Raw genomic sequence first — 22,037 nt, forward strand, 5'->3', positions numbered from 1 at the left:
TTCACAACCAGTCTCAGTATTTCTTCCACACCACGCGATTCACATAATCGGTATAGCTGTGAATGATACGAACCACCTTGTCGCTCACGTTCGGCATGCTGTAGTCAGATACTTGGCGCAACAACCGCTCGTTGCCCCGCGGTTGGTTCTGCAAAATCGCAAGCCCCTGCAGCACCCGCTGCTCTTCAAGGCCAACCATCATCACAGCCGCTTCCTCCATGCCTTCCGGACGCTCATGAGCCTCGCGCAGGTTCAGAGCCGGGAAGTTCAAAATGGACGATTCCTCATTGATGGTTCCGCTGTCGGAAAGCACCGCTCGCGCCGACAACTGCAGCTTGTTGTAATCAGTGAATCCCAACGGCTTGAGCAATTGAACCAGGGGATGGAACTGCACCCCCATGGTCTCCACACGCTTCTGAGTACGTGGATGTGTGGAAACGATCACCGGCAAGCCATAAACCTCGGCCACCTTGTTGAGCACCTGCACCAGCTTGCTGAAATTGCGGTCGGACTCAATGTTCTCTTCACGGTGCGCGCTAACCACGAAGAAGTCTCCCGGCTGCAACCCCAGTCGCTGCAGCACATCGGAGGCATTGATGCGCTCGCTGTAATGCGTCAGCACCTCGAACATCGGACTGCCGGTCTTGATCACCTGATCCGGTGGCAGGCCTTCGCGCAGCAGATACTCACGCGCAATGCTGCTGTAGGTGAGATTGATGTCGGCCGTGTGATCCACGATGCGGCGATTGGTCTCCTCGGGAACACGCTGGTCGAAGCAGCGGTTGCCCGCTTCCATGTGGAAGATAGGGATCTTACGTCGCTTGGCCGGGATTACCGACAAGCAGCTGTTGGTATCACCCAGTACCAGCAGCGCCTCGGGCTGCTCGGCTATCAACACAGCATCCATGGCGGCAATGATCTTGCCGATGGTCTCTGCAGCGCTGCCACCCGCAGCGTTCAGGAAGTGATCCGGCTTGCGAATGCCCAGGTCGTCAAAGAAGATCTGGTTGAGCTCGTAGTCGTAGTTTTGACCCGTGTGCACCACAACATGCTCGCAATTCTCGTCCAGGCGAGCCAACACACGGGAAAGACGAATGATTTCAGGCCGGGTACCGACCACGGTCATGACTTTGAGTTTTTTCATTTGGAATCTGGAAAGAAGGGAGATGGCGCCCGAGCTCACCGGGCGCTCAACGAAGCTGGTTACAGAAGGCATGCAAAGGTATCCGGCCGAGCGCGGTCGAATACTTCGTTTGCCCAGAGCATGACAATCATCTCGTCAGCACCGATATTGGTAATGTCGTGCGTCCAGCCTGGCACCGTTTCAACAATCTCGGCCTTGTCACCGCTGGTGACAAGCTCATGCGCTTGGCCTGTCTGCATATGGCGGAACTTGAAACGCGCCTGCCCTTTGATCACCAGGAATTTCTCGGTCTTCGTATGGTGGTAATGGCCACCCCGCGTAATGCCCGGGTGTGCGGTAAAAAAGGAAAACTGGCCACAATCCGGTGTCTTGAGCATCTCCACGAACACGCCTCGCGGGTCCCCATGCTGGGGCACGGCATAGGTGAAAGCCTCCACAGGCAAATAGCTCACGTACGTGGCATACAACGCCCGCACCAAGCCAGTCCCCACACGCTCGGTCATCAGCGTGCCACGGCTGTCCTTGAAGGCCTGAATCTGGGTGGCGAGATGACCCACGGTCGTCGTGTATTGCGGAGCCACTGTGGCAAAGCCATCGGCATCGACCATGGCATCCGCTCCGTCCATGAGCTGCATGAAGCGCTCAACGACATCGTCCACGTAGACCAGGGTCAGTGGCGCCTGAGGATCATTTACCTGAATGGGCAAATCGCGCGCTATGTTGTGGCAGAACGTAGCCACGGCCGAGTTGTAGTTGGGTTTGCACCACTTGCCAAAGACATTGGGCAAACGGAACACATGCACAGGCACGCCCGACGTACGTTGCAAGGCAAACAGCGCATCTTCGGCAGAGCGCTTGCTCTGCCCATAGGGGTTGTCACGGGCCGCCTGGGTAGACGAGGTGCATACCACAGGAATCTTTCGCCCCGTATCCACAGCCACCGCCCCCACCGCCTGGCACAAGGCCTGTGTCAGTTCGGCGTTGCCAACAGTGAACTCCTGCGGGTCTTGCGGTCGATTGACACCAGCCAGGTGAAAAACGAAATCCACCTCCTGCAGCAAACCGGGCAGTTGAGCCACATCGCTCTCACGCGTAAAGCTCAGTACCTGCACATCCTTGCGCTCGGCCAGATGCAGTTGCAGGTTCTTTCCCACAAAGCCGTTGGCGCCCGTGATCAAGACCTTTTTCATGCTTCAGTACTCCTCAACGTCAACCAGTTCACCCCTGGCAATACGTTGCATCCCCTCAAGCTTGAGCAGCAGCTTTTGCATGCCATCCACATCCAGGCGCTGGGTGTTATGAGAGTTGTAGTCTTCACCGTGGGCGGTTTGGGTCAGGCGCTGCTGCCCCTGGTCCACATATTTGCCGTAATTCAAGTCGCGGCTGTCGGCAGGCACACGGAAATACTCTCCCATATCTTCCGCACAGGCCATTTCCTCACGGCTGAGCAAGGCTTCATACAGCTTTTCACCATGGCGTGTGCCAATCACATTCACCGTGTGATCAGGCTTACCCATCAAACCCGTCACAGCATGAGCAAGCGTCTCAATAGTGGCAGCTGGCGCTTTTTGCACAAAGATATCGCCGTTATTGCCGTGCTCGAAGGCATAAAGCACCAAGTCAACTGCGTCTGCCAGCGTCATCATGAAACGCGTCATGGCAGGATCCGTGATCGTGATAGGCTGCTCTCTGGCCACCTGCTGTACAAACAGCGGGATCACCGAGCCACGTGACGCCATCACGTTACCGTAACGCGTGCCGCAAATCACCGTGCCCGAATTTTCGAGGTTACGACTGGCAGCGACCATCACCTTTTCCATCATCGCCTTGCTGATCCCCATGGCATTGATGGGATATACAGCCTTATCAGTACTCAGGCAGACCACTCGCTTGACGCCTGCCTGGATCGCTGCCTCCAGCACATTCTCTGTGCCAAGCACATTAGTCCGCACAGCTTGCATCGGGTGAAATTCACATGACGGCACCTGCTTGAGCGCCGCAGCATGGAACACATAGTCCACGCCACGCATAGCCTGCTCTACGCTACGCGCGTCACGCACATCGCCAATATAGAACTTAAGCTTTGCGCTGTTGTAGCGCTTGCGCATGTCGTCCTGCTTCTTCTCGTCACGGCTGAAGATGCGAATTTCGGCAATATCCGTATCCAGGAAGCGCTTCAGGACGGCATTGCCGAAAGAGCCGGTACCACCGGTGATCAAAAGGGTTTTATTAGCAAACATAGTTCAACTCAATTTTTTTGCAGAATGCCAAGTGCCTCTCGGCACAATAGATCTTTCTGCTGCGGTGTTGGATAACTAATCAGTACTGCGCGATACTGGCCCTTGAAAACAAACAAGCTACCCGCTGCAGCACCTATCACTCCGCAAGCACCTAGCAAATCTCCAATATGCTCCAGTGAGCCCGCGCCCCCAAGAACCGTCAGAGGCACATTCAGTGCAGCCCTCATCTGCTTGGCCAACTCAATGTCATAACCCTTCATTTCACCATCATGGTTGATGGAGTTCACAACTATCTCTCCTGCTCCCGCCTCTTGCAACTGACGTGCGAAGGTAATCGGATCCAGTTTGTGCGAGATCTTTCCATTGTGCGTACAGAGTTCATAGCCTTTGCTGAAGAAACCCGTCTTCTTGCGAACATCCAGCACCGCAACGACGCTCTGCCTCCCAATCGCATTAGCCATGCGAGTCAGCAGCGATGGATCAGAGACGGCTGCCGAACTGACAGCCACCTTTTCAACGCCAAGATCGATAATCCGTGACGCCTGTTCAGCAGTAGTAACTCCACCGCCATAGCACAGAGGCATGCGACACTCTGCAGCCAACTTTGCAATCAATGCATAGTTCGGCTCGGCCTTATTCACCGCAGCGTCGATATCGATAACCATCAGCTCATCGGACTCCTTTTCATTGAAGATCTTGACGGCATTGATGGGATCACCGACATACTTTGGCGCCTTGAACTGTTGGGTCTTGACAAGCCCACCTTTATGGACAAGCAGACAGGGAATGATGCGGGGACGCAGCATGGTTCAAAGCTCCACAAAGTTCTTCAAGAGTTGGGCACCAAAATGATGACTCTTCTCTGGATGACACTGCACACCGTGAATGTTCCCCTTTGAGACGATGCAGTCAAAGTTCACACCATACTCAGCAGTGGCGGCAACATCAGCCTTGTCATCCGCATCGAAATAGTACGAATGCAGAAAATAAAAGCGCGGCTCTGGCTCAAAACCAGTGAACAGCTTATGCCCTGGCCGCGCTTGAATGTCATTCCACCCCATGTGCGGCATTGGCAAATCTTTAGAGGCAGGCGTAGACGCAAATGCCTTGACCCGTCCCTGCACCCAGTTCAATCCGGGAAGCTCGCCTTCGTCGCTGCCGCTGGCCAGCATTTGCATACCTACACAGATGCCGATCACTGGCACATGCTGGGCCAACACCATCTCTTCCAAGCGCGGCCGCATACCTGATTCGTTGAGCAACCCCATCGCTTGGTCAAATGCGCCCACTCCTGGCAAAACCAGACGGGTGGCACCCTCTAGCTCCTCGACGGTACGCGCACGAGAGGCCTCCAAACCAAGGCGCTTAAACATGGTCAGAAAAGCTTGAATGTTTCCGACACCATAATCAATGATTCGAATCACCGGAAATACCTCTTTTCCAGACCCAACCAGCGCATCGCATTGGCACCAAAGCCAATCAGCCATCGCTTGTTTTTATAGTCACGATACGTTTTGTTGGGAGCATCGAATATCTGCTGCAGTTCATCAACCGTCAGGTCAAGCTTATGGGCTACGTACTCGAACTCCTGCTGCAAAAAATGCTCATCCATCTCTGGCTTTGCAATACGCTCAAGAGCAGCATCACGAGTCATTTGCCCAGTCATGATCAGGCTGGAGAAGTGTGCGCGGCGCTTATGGAATCCGAATTTGCGAGGAAGCCAGTAGTCCTCATAAAAACGAGTAAAGCGCGATTCATGGTGCTTGTGTTGAAAGCGCTGCCAATTAAACAAACGCTCCAGTTCATCCTCGGCATCCTTCTTGACAAAGGGAACAAGGTTCAATGGATGATGAACCTTCATCCCCAGGATCTTCTGATAAAACAGCTTGTAAACCAATATATCTTTAAGTGGGAAAGTTTCCAGCGGACGCTTACCGAACTGACGATGAATATCATGGAAAAGCATTGTGTCTATCCCCAAGTACCCACCCCACTCTTCAGGCTCCCGGCAGCACTCGGTCGAAAAGTTTGAGCCAGTAATCACATGCTTGATCCTGTGTTTACGGGCAAATTTGTAGAGCGAGGAAAAAAAGGATGCATCTTGGGGCAAATCTTGGTCTGGAATACCAGACTTAAGAAAAGCATTTTGTAGATCCTTCATCTCCTCCCAGTTAATCACTTCGGTGTACAAATCCAAGCCAAGGCCATCAACCAACTTTTCAATATTCCCCACGGCCTGATCAGTATTCCAGCCCGCATCCACATGAAAGAGCAAGGGACGCAGCCCCATCTTCTTCACCGCCACATAGGCAGCGTAAGAACTATCGAGTCCACCACTAAGCCCAATGATGGCATCAAACTCTTTACCTTGGCTATCCGCTTTGATCTGCTCTGCCATACGGACCAAAGCGGCCTCGCCTTGAGCACCGGTATCCCAATTGGGCTGGATGGTTTCTAAGAAATTGCTGCAGTACTCACAAACCCCTTGCTCATCAAACTGAATGCGCGGATCGGAGGTATCCATGATACAGCGGGTACAAATTTGGTATTTCATATTTATATTGCTCGAATGATTTTTCGTACAGCGTAGAAATATTTATTTGAGTATGCCAAAAATCGTGCCTTATCAGAAAATGAGATTTTTGCAAACAAGATTTGTAGCCAATCCCCCTTGCGACGCGCCTCTTCAGCACAAGCAAGATTCCTCAAATACGCAGAGCGATCTGCAGGCAAAATATTACTATACTTCTTTAAAAACTCACCAATCACATTCATCCGCTTTGAGAATTTCTTATTGAATGTTTGGTAGCTATCCTTGATGGTGATTGAATTACCAGAGTGAACTCTCCACAAGCAAGAGACATCATCATGCGACCTCACATTTAGCATCGGCAAATATGTGAGACAGAAATCCATCCAAGTATCTTCATTTGGAAGGGTTTCGGGAATATCCATCAGATATTTTGCTGCCTCTCTATTAAAAATAATAGATGCACCCGACGGATTACCAAGCCCTTTCTTCTTAGGAATCAAAATTCCATCAATTTTTTTATCTTCTGACAAGACCTGAATTTTCGACATCAACACTGAGGGCGAAACTATTCCCTTAATATCCATCACCCTTTTAGCCAAAGAGCCCGATGGCATAATGTCATCTCCCGCAAACAATGCGACATATTCACCCTGAGCCAGTCCATATCCATGTTTGAATGCAGAGACCTTACCAGATGATGGATTTTTATCAAGGGTAATTCGACTATCAACGGAAGCGATAGCCTTTACTATTTCATATGTCGAATCAGTTGAGCCATCATCGACAACAACAATCTCCATTCCCTCAATATTTTGGCTTTGAATACTTTGAATTGCAGATTCTATATATGCCGATTCATTTTTTACAGCCATTACTACACTGATCAACATATACTCTCACACCTCTCATTACTGCTATTACTTTGGCACGATAATTTCTCTTGCATGAGCACAACCATCGCCACAAAAACAATATACCCATTTCCAATCATCAGCCCCAGCAATGGGGCAGAAAACAAATACCATCCTAGCAAGAACCCCTGAACACCAATTGCAGGGTCCCTATTTTTACTTAGCAGCCTAAAAAACATACCAATCAATAAAGAAAATATGGCGACACCTAGCCATAAAAAATTTACATACAGATCAACCGCAAAAAATGCATTTGAATTTGCGATCTCGTTCCATGAGCCAAATTGATATTCAAATACATAACGCTCAATATTAATCTTCTCCATGCCAAAAATTCCAGAAATCAATGTACTAGATGCGCCAAGCAGTGGCATGGATTGAAATTGGTTAAAAAACACGATAAGCATATCCTGAGCTGTAAAAACAGGAACAGCAAAAGCACGCCACAAGAAATAATCTAAAGCACTAACCGGCAAGTACTGCGCCGTAAAATATCCCGCGCCACTTCCTTCACCACCCAAATCCGATGATGTAGCCCACACAAGAGAAAATAGCACCAAAAATATTAATCCACAGAAAATGAAAAAATATTTTGCTTTAAATTTCCTGCCAGCAAACGAGGCAAAAATTGCTGGTAACAAAATATTAAGAAATAATGCCTTTTGCAAAAAACTCACACAATAAACAAGGCAAATTATCAAAAATATATATCGCCACCTTCGCCTATCAAAGAAGCATTTAGCAGAAACCAATGGAAGAATCGTATAAGTAAAAAATGCACTGATATACTGAAATGCAGATTCCCATCCTTGCCGCCCCTTCAGAAAGGCTCCTCTAGATAAAGAACTCTCATTATCTGAGGCCCCATGCAGTGCATCTAGCAAGGGTATCGACTCTGCTGTTGAATACACCAAATATAAATAAACAGGAAAAAATACCCATACCAAGAAAAATAATAAATTCCAATTGAAATTTATCTTCTTTATTTTTCTCGAATAGACAATTTTCTCGATTTTAAATCGGAACCCCAACTGCATAAAGGACACCGAGCACAAGGTGACAAGTGCCAAAAAACCATACGCACCTTCAGAAGTTCCACTTAGCCAAATAATTCCTGGAACTAGAAAATAGAATATCAAAAATATTGCCGACCATAAATTCGCGCAATTTCTATAATTAACAAATGAGCCGATCATGGATTTTTAATACTCAAGACTGCTTTCATATAATATCTTTGCTTGATGCCCCACCGTTGAATTATGCCAAAGCACAGAAAAGCACCCTAGCACCGACCTACAAGCATCTTTTAATTGTGCAAACTTCGCTCGTGCAGCCTCTCCAGTGCCTAGCCCCAGATAGCAGGCATCAATCACCGAACATTCCATCGCCACCAATGGTCGCACGCGCAGGTTTAAAGGCTCACGCGCCGCCGGATCAAATGCAGGGTATTCAAAACAGGTACCGCACCTAAAGCCAGGTCTGTCGGCATAGCCAAGTGTGCTGTCATAGTCCATGCCGGCATCAGCCCAAGCGCGCAAGGTGGTTGGCTGCTCCCAGCGCAGGTAATGCATGCGCCCGCCGATCTCATTTTGCTGGATATTCTCTTCAGCCAAAATGGTACGCAAGCGACGAGCTTCTTGAGCGATTAGCTCTGGTTTTTGATAAGTCCCATAGCTGGGATGCAGACCAATTTCATGGCCGCGCTCATGGATGCGACGCATCAAATGCCGGATGGCCGGATGCTCAGGCTCATAATCGGCATCCATATTGCTGCTACGCCCGCAAATGAAGTAAAAGGCGCTGGTCAGACCATGCCGGTCTGATAAATCCATAATCCATTCAAAGGTGTTGAATGGATCGCTGGAGTGCAATGCATCACGGGTATTCAGCCCGATCCAGGGTGCACGCAGAGCATTTTTAATGTCACCACGCTTGATTACATCACCCGCAATGGCGCGCAGCAGGCCCTTGGCACTGGCAAAACCGTAGCGACTGGGGACGTCCACGTCGTGGCTGACCTTCATGCTGAACTGGAGCTGTTTTAGTGGAATGTCCGGCCAGGTCTGGGTGATAACCTGACCCAGCACATGCAGCCATTCATCGACGATGGGGCGTTCCAGGTAATCGTGCTTAAAGGCATGTGAGGCGATCGCAGGAAAACGCCCGTGGTTGTCCAGATCCGTGCGGCCCACTTCCTCTTGGCGGGTCAGCATCCAGTAGGCTAAGCCAAGAATGTCATAGCCTATATGCCAGCTGCCGTTATCGGTAGCCTCTATTAATGGCAAAGACAAATGCACTGCACCAGGGGCTGGCAGATTGCCCGGCAAGGCGGTGACCCAGCCTTCGGCAGGGGCGGACCATGTGGCACAGGGCAAATCCGAATCTGCGCGAGTGAAGGTCGCGCCATCCAACGCTAGGGTGACACAGCGCGTATCGCCAGACAGTTGCATGGTTATGCAGCTGCCATCTGGCTTTACTTGCAGCTCAAACAGGTGGCCAAAACGCTCTTGTAGCAGGGTTTGCAGCCAGGCAAGGGCTGCAGGTGAATGCCACGTTGCAATACTCATCACTTCGCCTCCTTGAGGCTTCGGGCAAACAGCGCCGTTTTCAGGATAAACGATGGAGTTTTACTCACAGTGAAGTAAGGGGTTTGCTGCGCTCCAAACGCGCGAAAAAATTTCTCTACGGGTTCAATCATCGACCCCTCAAAATCAAAGCGCTTGGTAACCGTCGCCGCGAATTTGATCGCCTCCCACATGCACAGACTGGTTGCGCCGCTGTTGCGCAATTCAGGGTCGCCGCCGCCCATCAGGTAATAGGCACTGTTGCCATCCCACACGACGTACACCCCGGCGTGGCGGCGACCTTGCTCGTCTTCGGCAATGAAGATCTTGCGCGCCTGCCGTGCAACGCACGCCTGATCAAGCTTGTGCACAAAGGCCTCGGTATAGGGCAAGGCCATGTCCTGACGAGCAAAGGTCATGCGGTTAAGCACCAGAAAATCATCGACAGTTAAATCATCACGTACGCGCAGTTGGAGGCGGTTGCTGGCTTTTTTGATTTCTCTGCGGATATTTTCTTGCAAGCCCTGCCAAAGCTCCTGCTCATCGCTCAGCTCCTGCAGGATGTAGGTGTAGCGCGTGGTCTGCTGAAAGCCCGCCCAATAAAACGGCAACCAGTTCCCCATTCGCCAGTGCCAATTCTGGGTGAAGTGTGAAAAATGCGGTAGTTGATCAATCAATGCCTGCAACCAATCCTTGTGCTGCGCCAGCTTGGTGGAAGATTTTCCGTCCGTCTCGCGCAGCCAGGGGCCCAGGGTTTGCGTCAAGGCGGGCTGACCCAGCAGGGTAAAACCATAGCGCTTGCGCGGCACATAGGGCATGGCCGCGACGATGGCGCCGCCCTTTTCCACTAAGGCCACATCCCACGCCCCTTCGCCTGCCGTGGCATCCAGCCACCATGCTTGGCTGAACAGCGGAATGGAAGGCTCTTGGGTGCAGAGGGTGCGGTATTTATCTATGCGATCGTACAAGTCAATTTCCAAGAAAAATTATTTCTGAAAAAATTTCAGGATAGATTTTTTGATATCAAAATCAATACCAATATAAATCACCCCATCCTTGGTAAAAACACATTTTCTGTTTTTATATCTTCCAATTTTTCCGGGAATACCTTTTTGCGTCTCTGTTTTTTCATATTCCTGAATTGACCAGCGCTGACCTGCTAACAGGCCAACAGGTTGTGCAATGGCGTCCAGCCACAGTTCCGTACCGCGCAACACATGCCATATGCGCTCCATCGGCCAATGTTCCCAATCAATGATGCCCGCATGCTCTTCGGGCTTCAGGTTGCGGGCGCGCAACGTAGGGCTTTGTGCTGGCTGCGGTATACGCAGCACGTTGCCTTGGGCAATCGCATCTGTGGCTTTTAGCATCAGTGAAACACCTAGCTCGCCAATCAGCTTGTCCAGCCGCGCAGGGGATTTGGTGCCCAAGGGAATATTCACTCTTTCCTGATAGATGATGTCGCCCGTATCTTCACCTGCATTCACGTAATGAACTGTGGCACCGGGATTCATCTCCATATCGTAATATTGCCAAAAATCTGGGTTGGCGCCACGGTAGCTAGGCAGAAATGACGGGTGCAGATTGATAACGCCAAAGCGTGGAATTTTCAGAATGTCGTCTTTCAGAAGCTGGGACATGCTGAAAACAACAATCAGATCCGGATTCAAACCCTCAATCCATCCAGCGATTTCTTTTGAGTTTTTCTTCCATATAAAGTTATATGGAATATTTTGCCCTCTACAGAAATCAGGAAGAAATACATCTTGCCTTTTTACGGCGCTATAGATTTTTTTCAGAATTCCAAATAATGTAGATTTATTTTTTGAACCATCAAAATCGTGCGACATGGATTCCAGAATCCCAATCACCTGATGTTCTGATGCGAATAACGGTCTCACCAGCCTGGAAATACCTTGCGTGATCAACAATATTCTTAATTTTTCCATAGCAACGTACTATTCTTTGCAAAATGATAAGTCATTACCCCATTTACTCCGTAGGCAAGACAGTAGGCGGCAGAGAAAATTTTCATTGCATCTGCCGCATTAAAAAAAAATTTTCCCAACGCAAAAGAAACAATGACCAGAAACAATAGAAATATCTGCCAAAGCAAATCCAGCCTCTGTTTTTCTGCAATCATGAACATTGAGCTCAAAGGGCTGGTAATGAACTGCAAGAATGCCATGGGCGTCAGGATTTGCGCATATTCACCGGCCACACGCCACTGTTCGCCAAACATCCAGGCAAATAGCGCAGGAGCGGCAAAGAAAAAGATGGTGAAGGGCACCACCGAGATCAACAGTAGACGCTTGAATGTCTTCTGATAGATAGCCTTGCACTGGCCTTGGCGCATATAGGCTTGGCTAGCCTCTTGCCGAAACACATCGCCCAGAGCACCAGCAACCAAAGCCATGGGGGCAGCCATGACCCGCTGGGTGAGGGTGAAAAATCCCGCCGCTGTGGTATTGAACAGGGCGCTGAGGAGCAGTACCGGCATCTGGCCTGAAGCGGTGTTGAAGCCGTGAGCGACGATCAAATATTTGGGAAAGTTGATGTATTTTTTGGCCAGCGCCAAGCTGCGCAGGGGGAGAAGGGTGCGGATGAGGCTGTGGTCTTCGCGCCAGATCAGGCGCGCCAGCACGCTGGTAGCCAGCACCTGCCCGGTTATTTGCCCCCCCACCAGGCCTACGGCGCCACTGCCTGCGTAGCCACTGCCCAATTGCGCCAGCGCGGCGCTGCCGCTTTGCACCGTCCGGCTGATGGCCAGGCGCTTGTACTGGGCTTTGCGGTTGCTCCAGTAGTTGAGGCTTTGGTATAGGCCCAGCAGCAGGGTAGATGCAGGCACCCAGTACAACCAGGGCGCCAGCGCGGCATCGCCCAGCAGTACAGCGATCGGATGGGCAAAGAAGAGGACGACGAGCAGCAACACCGCGCTGATTGCGATGCTGAGCGCCATGGCCAAGGCAGCAATGTGCAGCGCATCGCGATCCTGGCGTGGCAGCAGGATGGCCAGTTCATAGCGCCCGGTGACCAATACGCTGGCAATCAGCGCGACCGCCATATAAAGCGCAAAACGGCCAAACTCCTCCGGGCTGTAAAGCCGCGTAAGAATAGGACTGATAGCGATCGGGATGGCCTGCGCCAAGCTGGTGCCAGTCATCAAGGTAAGCACGTTTCGGGCGTAGGCGCTTTGAGGAAGGAGTCTGCGCATTCGTCTTTAATTGATAATGTTTTTGAATGCGTTACGTGCCACGACTGCGTAGCGTTTGGCACCTTCTTCGTTCAAATGGTGCTCATCTAGATAAATCGGCACACCTTCGGAAAAAGGCACTTTGGCGAATATCCCTGTCGATTCAAAATTCATGCTTACAACGCCTGAGTGGCGTGTGGCCAAGTCTTGCAATATGGCATTTGTATGCCGATATGCTGGATCAATCTCTATTTTTGGATCAAGCCCTAAGGCCTTAATACGGATCGCACGCAGCGGATTTTTACTGAGCAGGGGTTCCTGCTCCAGAATGTAAGTTTTTGATCCCACCTGACTTTGCCGCGATAAAAAAACATCCAAGGCACTCTTGAAATCATCGGAACCGAATTGCCAATTCCAACTAGCGGCAAGGAATACATCTTTGACGCCGGGTAGATATTTTTTAGCATGTTCGATTTGCTCCAAGCAGGGTTTTCGCGCCCACTCGGAAATCCTCTGGTAATCAAATCCTGGAATGGTGACACAGCTGCTGGCAGTAATGATTCTGGCCTTGAAACCCAGCTCCTTGCCCAACTGGTCAAAAAACAGGTTAAGCATAGCCGCGTGAGAATCACCTAGTACCAGCACCTCCTTGTCGCTGCTCAGATCACCTTTCAGGCAGTCCCCAACGATCTGTCCATGGCAGATAACGGATGGATCGGCATAACGCTGATACTCGATGGGCAGCGGCGGCGGTGACAACGCCTGATTGAGCGTTGCCATGCTCGGTACGGTTACCAAAGCTGCGCATGCCACCAGGCCATAGCCCATGACTTGGCGAGCGCCCGTACGACTGCCTCGCAGCGGAGCCTCCACCAGATAGAAAGACAAGGTGGCCAACAACAAAGTAACAGCAAGGAACAGCACACTGGATGACATGTCCAGTAATTGTTCTCCGGTGTAGTAGCGCAGCAAAGCAAGTACCGGCCAATGCCACAGGTAGAGCGAATACGACAGCTCGCCCACCAAGGCCATGGGACGGCTGCCGAGCAGGCGCCGGGTAAAGCCTTGCGCTGGCTGCAAAAGGATGAGTGCTGCGCCCACCACTGGCAACAACGCGGGCAGGCCAGGAAAGGGACCTAACCGGGGCTGCACTGCAGCTGCCAGCAATACCAGCACCAAGCCCGCAGCCGCAGCCCAAGCGTGCCGCCCACCTCTGTAACTGTGCGCATGCGCAGCAATCAAACCACCTGCGAAAAACTCGGGCAGGCGGGCATACAGGCTGTAATAGGTATCTTGATGAATGCCCAGCACGCTCAGCCTGTATTGCGCCAGGACCGTCAGACCGACAAGTAACAGGCCAAGTATCCACTTGAGCGCTCTGACTGGTAACAACAGAACCAGAAACGGCGCCAGCAGGTAAAACTGAATTTCCACCGCCAGCGACCAGGTATGCAACAAAGGCTGTTCGTGAGTGGCTGGGGCGAAGTAATCGCCAAAACCGGCAAAGTAGCTATTGCTGTGAAACCAGACAGCCTGGTTCAGTCCTTTTTTGTAGATCGCTAAATCTTGAGGCAATAGCAATACTGCAGCCAAAATCGACACTAGCACCAGCATCGCGAAATATGCTGGCGCAATGCGTTTGATGCGGCTGATATAGAAATCGCGCAGCGTAGCTGTCAACTGATAGTCCGGCTGGACCTTCTTCTGCAGCAGGATACGGACGATGAGGTAGCCCGAGATGACCAGAAAGACATCTACACCCACAAACCCGCCAGGCAGCAAGGCGGGGTTGTAGTGAAACAGCATCACGGCTAGCACCGCAATTGCGCGTAAACCCTGAATTTCAGGACGGTAATGAGTGGTGCCCATGAGTGGTGCTAAAAAATCAATAGCAGCCAATGACCGCCTGAAAATGGTTTACAGGGATTTCATTAATTGCAAGCGTTGGCAACCGCTTGGGTCACTCGCAAAATGCTGCCTTCATCCAGATAAGGGTGCATGGGTAGGCTTGTCACTTTTTGCGCTACAGCATCACCCACTGGAAGATACACATCGGCATCCGCCACCGCTGGCTGCTTGTTGAGCGGAATCGGATAGTGCACGGCAGTTGGAATGCCTGCAGCCTTGAGTTGCTCCTGCACTTGCTCCCGACGGTCCACTTGGATGGTGTACTGTGCCCAAGCACTGGTGTTATGCGCTTCAATATGGGGAGAAGTGCTGATGCCGTGCTGACCAAGTAGCTGTGTGTACCGCTGGGCGGCTTGCTGCCGCTGCGCTATTTCTTCATCCAGCACGGCCAACTTGGGTAACAAGATGGCCGCCTGCAATGTATCCAATCGGCTGTTCACACCGACACGCACATGGTGATAACGACGATCCTGACCATGGCGCGCAATTTGGCGCATGGCCTTGGCGAGCTCGTCATCATTGGTAAAGATGGCTCCGCCGTCACCATAGCAACCCAGAGGCTTGCTGGGGAAGAAGCTGGTGCAGGCTATTGTGGTGAGATTGCAGCTTTTCTTGCCTTTGTACGAAGCACCAAAGCTCTGTGCAGCATCCTCGATGACAGGAATACGGTGCTTTTTTGCTATTGCATTGATAGCATCATAATCCGCACACTGGCCGTAAAGGCTGACAGGGATAATGGCTTTGGTACGCGAAGTAATGGCGGCTTCAAGCTGCGTGGGATCCAGGTTGTATGTGTGACGGTCCACGTCCACATAAACCGGCTTGGCGCCCAGCAGAGCCACGGTTTCAGCAGTAGCGATATAGGTAAAGCCGGGAGTAATGACCTCATCACCCGGCCCAATACCCAGCGCCATCTGGGCGATCTGCAGCGCATCGGTGCCGTTGGCCACGCTGATGCAATATTTGGCACCGGTATAGGCAGCCAGCTTTTCTTCCAGTTCGGCCACTTCGGGGCCCAGGATGTATTGGCCATGTGCCAAGACGCGTTCGATGCCTGCATCGATATCACGCTTCAGGCGCTGGTATTGGGTTTTGAGATCGATGAAGTCCATGGGTCTGTAAGTTTTTGGCCCCCGCAATATTCTGCTAAGGAAATGCAGGGAAATAAGATCAAGGGAGCTGGGTCAGCGCACTGCCTTGCAGCACATAGCGAGCGCCGCTATGCGTGCAGGTCGCCTCGGCCTGCCCTTGCAAAGGCAGATCCAGTTGCTCGCCGAATTCGCTCATCCATCCAATCTGACGGGCAGGAACACCGACCATCAAGGCATAGGCAGGTACATCCTTGTTGACTACGGCCCCCGCGCCGATGAAAGCGTATTCACCAATGGTGCACCCACAAACAATGGTGCTATTCGCACCCAGAGTGGCGCCTTTTTTTACCAAAGTATCCCGGTATTCGCTTTTGCGCTCAATGAGCGAGCGAGGGTTGTAGACATTGGTGAACACCATGCTGGGGCCACAGAAAACGCCCTCTTCCAGCGTGACGTTGTCGTACACGCTGACGTTGTTCTGTATCTTGCACCGGTCGCCGATGACGACCCGATTGCCCACGAACACGTTTTGACCGAGCGAGACGCCTTTGCCAATGCGTGCTCCAGCACAGACGTGCACAAAGTGCCAAATGCGCGAACCTTCCCCGATCTGGGCACCTTCATCAACAATTGCGCTGTCGTGCTTGGAGTAAGTCATGCACTCACCTTTGCCAGCAGTGGGTGTGGGTTGGCAGGACTGGCGGTAATGGGCGCAGTGCGAATGACTTCCACCGTGGCGATGGCAGCGCGATTGTCTTCGGTACCGTAGCCTTGACCTTCCAGCACGCGTTGGTAGCTTTGTGTATGCAGATCGGTAAAACCGCCGGAAAACTCCAGCTCCTCGCCTTCAATCGTAATGCTGCGATAGGTAAGTTTTTCTCCCTTGACAGCGTTGGCTGGCAAGTGATCAGCATCAATCGAGAGAAACCAGCGCACGCGGGCGCGCTCATATTCCAGATAGCCGGCTGTGGTTTTGTCGTCGCGGTAATGGACTTCGTTTTTGACGATGTTGCCAAAGATGAAGTGCAGCATGTCGTAGAAGTGCACGCCGATGTTGGTGGCTACACCACCAGATTTTTCGTCAAAGCCCTTCCAGGATTTGAGGTACCACTTTCCGCGCGAGGTGAGGTAGGTCAAATCCACATCAAACACTTTGCCAGCGGGCGCGTTTTGCACTTTTTCGCGCAGCGCCAGGATGGAGGGGTGCAGGCGCAGTTGAAGGATGGAATTGACCTTGGCGCCATAGGCGGCCTCGTAGCGCAGGAGGGTGTCCAAATCGGCGGTGCGCAGCACCAGGGGCTTTTCGCAAATGACATCGATGCCGTTTTGCAGCGCAAACTTCATGTGCGGCAGGTGCAGATAGTTGGGCGAGCAGACGGCGATGTAGTCCAGCTTTCGACCTTGGAGCTTCAAGTCTTCCACGTAAGCGGAGAAGGCTTCAAATTCAGTAAAAAACTCGGCTTCAGGGAAGTGGCTGTCCATGATGCCGACGGAGTCGTTCACATCCATGGCCACCAGCAGATTGTTACCTGTGTCTTTGATGGCTTTGAGGTGGCGCGGTGCGATATAGCCAGCAGCGCCAATGAGGGCAAAGTTTTTCATTGTGTTATGTGAGGTTTACAGACGGAACACGCTAAAGCCGACCTCGGCCATCGCATGGCGGTCATACAGGCTTTTCACATCGGCAAGCACAGGCTGTGGACTGCGGGTCAGGGCTTTGAGCTGGGCGGGAGTGAGGGCGCGGTATTCGTTATGCCCCACTGCGACCACCAGAGCATCAACTGGCTGCTCTGGGCTGATCTGCCCCAAGGGGATGCCGTATTCATGCTGCACTTCAGCCGCATCGGCCCAGGCGTCAGCCACCACAACCTGGGCACCCCAGGCTTCGAACTCACGCACCATGTCAGCAACCTTGCTGTTCCGAATGTCCGGGCAGTTTTCCTTGAAGGTGATGCCCAGCACACCGATGCGGCAACGCGGCACATCCATGCCGTTTTTCAGCATGCGCTGGATGGTAGCCCGAGCTACGTAACGCGCCATGTTGTCGTTAATACGCCGCCCGGCCAGAATGACCTGAGGGTGATAGCCAACTTGCTCTGCTTTATGCGTCAAATAGTATGGATCCACGCCAATGCAGTGCCCGCCGACCATGCCGGGGCGGAAAGGCAGGAAATTCCATTTGCTGCCTGCGGCCTCCAGGACATCCAAGGTATCAATGTCCAAACGGGCAAAAATGACGGACAGCTCATTGACCAGCGCAATATTCAAATCACGCTGGGTGTTTTCAATCACCTTGGCCGCCTCTGCGACCTTGATGCTGCTGGCCTTATGGGTGCCCGCAGTGATGATTTCACGATACAGGCCATCCACGGCATCCGCTACTGCGGGGGTGCTGCCGCTAGTGATTTTTTTGATGGTGGTCAGCGTGTTGACCTTGTCACCGGGATTGATGCGCTCGGGACTGTAGCCGCAGAAAAAGTCCTGGTTGAACTTCAGGCCGCTGATTCGCTCCAGTTCAGGCACGCAGACTTCTTCAGTGGCACCGGGATACACGGTGGATTCGTAAATCACCACATCGCCCTTTTTCAGCGCTGCACCCACGGTCTGGCTGGCTTTGATCAAAGGCGTGAGATCCGGCCGGTTAGCCTCTCCCACCGGAGTTGGGACGGTCACAATAAAGACGCGGCATTTCTTTAGGTCGTCCACCTCGCAGCTGTAGCGCAATTGCGCTGCAGCTTGCAGCTGATCGGATGTGCATTCCAAGGTGTGGTCTTTGCCGCTTTGCAGTTCTGCCACGCGAGCCCGATTGATATCAAACCCAAGCACCGGACGATGCTTCCCAAACTCCACCGCCAATGGCAGGCCGACATAACCAAGGCCAATGATGGCAATGGTGGCATCTGAAAAATTCATGGAATCAGTTTTCCTTAAAAAATCGCTTGTGCACTGGCCATGGCGTCGCGCACAACCCTGACCATGGCCAATCAATTGAAAATCACACAGCCAACTTCGCCAAATCCGCCACGCGATTCATCGCCGCATGCAGCTTGGCCAACAGACTCAGGCGGTTAACTTTCAGTGCTTCATCTTCAGCATTCACCATCACATGCTCAAAGAAGGCATCAACAGGCTCGCGCAATGCTGCCAGTGTTTGCAGGCTGGCGGTGTAATCACCTGCTGCAAACTGTTGCTGGGCTTTGGGCGCCACTTGTTGCAGCACCGCATACAGGTCTTTTTCAGCCTGCTCCACCAGCAGCGCTTCGCTCACCTGGGGCTGAACGTCGGTTTCGGCCTTCTTCAGGATATTGCCCACACGCTTGTTGGCCGCAGCCAGGGCAGCAGCCTCGGGCAGGGTCGCAAAGGCTCGCACGGCTTCCAGGCGCTTTTGCACGTCGGACAGACGCTGGGGCTGCAGGGCCAGCACGGCTTCCACTTCCTGGGCGCTATAGCCTTGTTCGCGGAACATATTGGCCAGGCGGTCGTAGATGAATTCGACCAGTTGGGGCGTGGCGTCCTGGATCTTGTCGCCAAAAGCGGGCAAGGTGCTGACCAGCAAGGTTTCCAGATCCAGCTCCAGGTCCTTTTCGACCAGCATGCGGATCACGCCCAGCGCATGGCGGCGCAGGGCGAAGGGGTCGCGGTCGCCAGTGGGCAGGTTGCCGATACCGAACATGCCGACCAGGGTTTCGAGCTTGTCGGCCAGGGCCACGATCACGCCCACATCGCCGCGCGGCAGTTCGTCGCCGGCGAAGCGGGGCTTGTAGTGGTCTTCGATGGCATCTGCCACAGCCACATCCAGGCCGTCGTTCTGGGCGTAGTAACGGCCCATGATGCCTTGCAGCTCGGGGAACTCGCCCACCATGTCGGTGACCAGATCGGTCTTGGCCAGCATGGCAGCCTGGTCGGCCAGACGGCCCAGCTCGGAGTTGCCCAACTGCTGGGCAATGCTCTTGGCGATGGCGCGTACGCGCGCGATGCGCTCGCCCTGGGTGCCCAGCTTGTTGTGATAGACCACCTTGTCCAGCTGCTCTACGCGGCTGGCCAGGGTCTTTTTGCGGTCCTGGTCGAAGAAGAACTTGGCGTCGGCCAGACGGGGGCGCACCACACGCTCGTTGCCGCCGACCACGGCCGAAGCGTCCTGGGGCTGGATGTTGCTGACGATCAGGAACTGGTGGGTCAGCTTGCCGTTGGCGTCCAGCAGCGGGAAGTACTTCTGATTGGCCTTCATGGTCAGAATCAGGCACTCCTGGGGCACGGCCAGGAATTCCTTCTCGAATTCGCAGACCAGCACATTGGGGCGCTCGACCAAGGCCGTCACCTCGTCCAGCAGGGCCGGGTCGTCGATGGGGCGCACGTCGCCACCAATGCGTTCGGCAGCCGCCTGCAGTTGGCGGACGATATCGGCACGGCGCTCGGTGAAGCTGGCAATCACGGCGCCCTCTTCGCACAGTTGCTCGGCATAGCTGTCGGCATTCTGGATGACCACGGGGTCCACAGCGGCTTCAAAGCGGTGGCCATGGGTGGCGGCACCGGCCGTCAGGCCCAGGGCCTTCACGCCGATCAGCACCTGGGTGCCATGCAGCACGACCAGACCGTGGGCCGGACGCACAAAGTGCACGCTGGTCCAGCCGTCCTGCAACTGGTAGCGCATGACCTTGGGGATGGGCAGCTTGGCCAGTGCTTCGTCCAGCGCCTTTTGCACGCCATCGGTCAGCAGCACGCCCTTGGCAGTGGATTCGTAGAACAGGGCTTCGGCCTTGCCTTCGCCCTGGCGCTTCAGAGCGGCCACGGCGGATTCGTCGGCCCCCAGGGCCGCCAGCTTTTTCAGCAGTGCAGCCGTGGGCTTGCCCTCGGCATCCAGCGCCACGGAGACAGGCATCAGCTTTTGCGAGACAGCCTTGTCCTCGGCCTGGGGCAGCACTTCGGTGATGTGCACGGCCAGACGGCGGGGCGAGGCGTAGGCGGTCAGGCGCGACTCGGTCGATGCCAGCAGTCCCTGGGCCTTGAGCTGCTCGAAGATGACGGCAGCAAAAGCATCGCCGAGCTTTTGCAGCGCCTTGGGCGGCAGCTCTTCGACAAACAGTTCAACCAGTAGATTCGATGCGTTCATGATGATTTTGATAGCAGTCAGCGCTTTCTAGATCAAGGCTGGCTGCTGAAATTTTGGAATTTGGGACGGTGGTAGCGTGAAAGCGGCTCAGACAGGCTCAAGCGGCTTTCTTGGCTGCCTGCTCTGCGGCCTTGGCCAGCTCAGCCAGCACCTCGTCGGCATGGGCCTTGGGGGCCATGGGGAAGCCCAGGCGCGCGCGGCTGTCCAGATAGCTCTTGCCCACGGCGCGGGCCAGATTGCGGATGCGGCCGATATAGGCAGCGCGCTCGGTCACCGAGATGGCGCCACGGGCGTCCAGCAGGTTGAAGGTATGGGCGGCCTTGAGCACCTGCTCATAGGCAGGCAGCGCCAGCTGGGCGTCGATCAGCTGATTGGCCGTGCCTTCGTGGGCCGCAAAGGCGCTGAACAGGAAATCGGCATTCGAATGCTCGAAGTTGTAAGTGGACTGCTCCACTTCGTTCTGATGGAACACGTCGCCATAGGACAGGCCGTCGGTATAGACCAGGTCGTACACCGATTCCTTGCCCTGCAGATACATGGCCAGACGCTCCAGCCCGTAGGTGATCTCGCCGGTCGCGGGCTTGCAGTCGATGCCGGCCACTTGCTGGAAATACGTGAACTGGGTCACTTCCATGCCGTTGAGCCAGACTTCCCAGCCCAGACCCCAGGCGCCCAGCGTGGGGTTTTCCCAGTCGTCCTCGACAAAGCGGATGTCGTTCTTCTTCAGATCAAAGCCCAGGGCTTCGAGCGAGCCCAGATACAGCTCAAGGATGTTGTCGGGTGCGGGCTTGAGCACCACCTGGAATTGGTAGTAGTGCTGCAGGCGGTTGGGGTTCTCGCCATAGCGGCCGTCCTTGGGGCGGCGGCTGGGCTGCACATAGGCCGCCTTCCAGGGCTCGGGGCCGATGGCACGCAGAAAGGTCGCGGTGTGCGAGGTACCGGCGCCGACTTCCATGTCATAGGGCTGGAGCAATGCACAGCCCTGTTCGGCCCAGTAGGACTGCAGTTTCAGAATGATTTGTTGGAAGGTCAGCATGACTTGTATACGTTCGCACGTCAGCAATCACTGGCGATTGCGGGCGGCATCTTCATTAAGAGGTGTTCTGTGCGGTATCGACCGCATAAGCGGTAGATTCTAAGTCTGTGCCACTGATCACGGACGTAGTCTGTCTGCGCGGCCCCACAGCAGGCATTTTCACGAAAGGGCTCCAGCCGGTGATTTCAAAATGTGAAAATCAAAATGCTAGCGCTTACCAACCATGAACAGGAAGATTCAGTATCAATAGACCATGAAACTGTTGAATAACAAGCGTAGTGCGCTCACTTTTTAACAATTTCTGCGC

General features: G+C 53.3%; 19 protein-coding genes. All 19 read right to left on the minus strand.

The features are described from left to right. Positions 1-13: 13 nt before the first annotated feature. The gene (gene wecB, locus DFO48_RS10035; protein WP_114863273.1) at positions 14-1,144 is read right to left on the minus strand and encodes a non-hydrolyzing UDP-N-acetylglucosamine 2-epimerase; all 1,131 of its coding nucleotides are present in this window, start codon (positions 1,142-1,144) and stop codon (positions 14-16) included. Positions 1,145-1,203: 59 nt separating this feature from the next. Then, complete coding sequence (locus DFO48_RS10040; RefSeq protein WP_114863274.1) at positions 1,204-2,334, minus strand: capsular polysaccharide biosynthesis protein CapF; 1,131 nt, start codon at positions 2,332-2,334, stop codon at positions 1,204-1,206. A gap of 3 nt (positions 2,335-2,337) precedes the next feature. Continuing rightward, positions 2,338-3,384, minus strand: coding sequence for a polysaccharide biosynthesis protein (locus DFO48_RS10045; RefSeq protein WP_114863275.1), 1,047 nt, complete (start codon positions 3,382-3,384; stop codon positions 2,338-2,340). Positions 3,385-3,392: 8 nt separating this feature from the next. Next, the gene (locus DFO48_RS10050; RefSeq protein ID WP_114863276.1) at positions 3,393-4,190 is read right to left on the minus strand and encodes an AglZ/HisF2 family acetamidino modification protein; all 798 of its coding nucleotides are present in this window, start codon (positions 4,188-4,190) and stop codon (positions 3,393-3,395) included. A gap of 3 nt (positions 4,191-4,193) precedes the next feature. Next, positions 4,194-4,808 (minus strand): imidazole glycerol phosphate synthase subunit HisH, encoded by a 615-nt coding sequence (gene hisH, locus DFO48_RS10055; protein ID WP_114863277.1) that lies wholly within the window; start codon positions 4,806-4,808, stop codon positions 4,194-4,196. Beyond that, positions 4,805-5,938 carry an N-acetyl sugar amidotransferase gene (locus DFO48_RS10060; protein WP_114863278.1) on the minus strand — a complete coding sequence of 378 codons (1,134 nt, stop codon included), beginning with the start codon at positions 5,936-5,938 and terminating at the stop codon, positions 4,805-4,807. Before DFO48_RS10060 ends, hisH begins: the two co-directional genes overlap by 4 nt. A 2-nt stretch (positions 5,939-5,940) precedes the next feature. Next, on the minus strand, positions 5,941-6,807 hold the full coding sequence (locus DFO48_RS10065) for a glycosyltransferase family 2 protein (RefSeq protein WP_114863279.1): 867 nt from the start codon (positions 6,805-6,807) through the stop codon (positions 5,941-5,943). Next, positions 6,801-8,024, minus strand: a complete 1,224-nt coding sequence (locus DFO48_RS25140) for an O-antigen polymerase (protein WP_233506365.1) — start codon at positions 8,022-8,024, stop codon at positions 6,801-6,803. The genes DFO48_RS10065 and DFO48_RS25140 overlap by 7 nt, the downstream gene beginning before the upstream one ends. Positions 8,025-8,030: 6 nt before the next feature. Continuing rightward, the gene (locus DFO48_RS10075; RefSeq protein ID WP_114863281.1) at positions 8,031-9,395 is read right to left on the minus strand and encodes a polysaccharide deacetylase family protein; all 1,365 of its coding nucleotides are present in this window, start codon (positions 9,393-9,395) and stop codon (positions 8,031-8,033) included. Beyond that, the gene (locus tag DFO48_RS10080; protein ID WP_233506366.1) at positions 9,395-10,360 is read right to left on the minus strand and encodes a GNAT family N-acetyltransferase; all 966 of its coding nucleotides are present in this window, start codon (positions 10,358-10,360) and stop codon (positions 9,395-9,397) included. Before DFO48_RS10080 ends, DFO48_RS10075 begins: the two co-directional genes overlap by 1 nt. Positions 10,361-10,378: 18 nt before the next feature. Next, positions 10,379-11,341 carry a methionyl-tRNA formyltransferase gene (locus DFO48_RS10085; RefSeq protein ID WP_114863283.1) on the minus strand — a complete coding sequence of 321 codons (963 nt, stop codon included), beginning with the start codon at positions 11,339-11,341 and terminating at the stop codon, positions 10,379-10,381. Continuing rightward, positions 11,329-12,606, minus strand: coding sequence for an oligosaccharide flippase family protein (locus DFO48_RS10090; protein WP_114863284.1), 1,278 nt, complete (start codon positions 12,604-12,606; stop codon positions 11,329-11,331). The genes DFO48_RS10085 and DFO48_RS10090 overlap by 13 nt, the downstream gene beginning before the upstream one ends. Before the next feature lie 6 nt (positions 12,607-12,612). Continuing rightward, positions 12,613-14,454 carry an acyltransferase family protein gene (locus DFO48_RS10095; RefSeq protein WP_114863510.1) on the minus strand — a complete coding sequence of 614 codons (1,842 nt, stop codon included), beginning with the start codon at positions 14,452-14,454 and terminating at the stop codon, positions 12,613-12,615. Positions 14,455-14,516: 62 nt separating this feature from the next. Continuing rightward, positions 14,517-15,605 carry a DegT/DnrJ/EryC1/StrS aminotransferase family protein gene (locus DFO48_RS10100; protein WP_114863285.1) on the minus strand — a complete coding sequence of 363 codons (1,089 nt, stop codon included), beginning with the start codon at positions 15,603-15,605 and terminating at the stop codon, positions 14,517-14,519. A gap of 58 nt (positions 15,606-15,663) precedes the next feature. Further along, positions 15,664-16,242 (minus strand): UDP-2-acetamido-3-amino-2,3-dideoxy-D-glucuronate N-acetyltransferase, encoded by a 579-nt coding sequence (gene wbpD / locus DFO48_RS10105; protein ID WP_114863286.1) that lies wholly within the window; start codon positions 16,240-16,242, stop codon positions 15,664-15,666. Next, on the minus strand, positions 16,239-17,186 hold the full coding sequence (locus tag DFO48_RS10110; RefSeq protein WP_114863287.1) for a Gfo/Idh/MocA family protein: 948 nt from the start codon (positions 17,184-17,186) through the stop codon (positions 16,239-16,241). The genes wbpD and DFO48_RS10110 overlap by 4 nt, the downstream gene beginning before the upstream one ends. Positions 17,187-17,201: 15 nt before the next feature. Further along, positions 17,202-18,497, minus strand: a complete 1,296-nt coding sequence (locus tag DFO48_RS10115; RefSeq protein ID WP_114863288.1) for a nucleotide sugar dehydrogenase — start codon at positions 18,495-18,497, stop codon at positions 17,202-17,204. Between the two features lie 82 nt (positions 18,498-18,579). Beyond that, positions 18,580-20,694, minus strand: coding sequence for a glycine--tRNA ligase subunit beta (glyS, locus tag DFO48_RS10120; RefSeq protein WP_114863289.1), 2,115 nt, complete (start codon positions 20,692-20,694; stop codon positions 18,580-18,582). A gap of 97 nt (positions 20,695-20,791) precedes the next feature. Further along, on the minus strand, positions 20,792-21,730 hold the full coding sequence (glyQ, locus tag DFO48_RS10125) for a glycine--tRNA ligase subunit alpha (protein WP_003073403.1): 939 nt from the start codon (positions 21,728-21,730) through the stop codon (positions 20,792-20,794). Positions 21,731-22,037: the final 307 nt, after the last annotated feature.

This window comes from Comamonas sp. AG1104 (assembly GCF_003350425.1).
In the GTDB taxonomy this organism is placed as follows: domain Bacteria; phylum Pseudomonadota; class Gammaproteobacteria; order Burkholderiales; family Burkholderiaceae_C; genus Comamonas; species Comamonas testosteroni.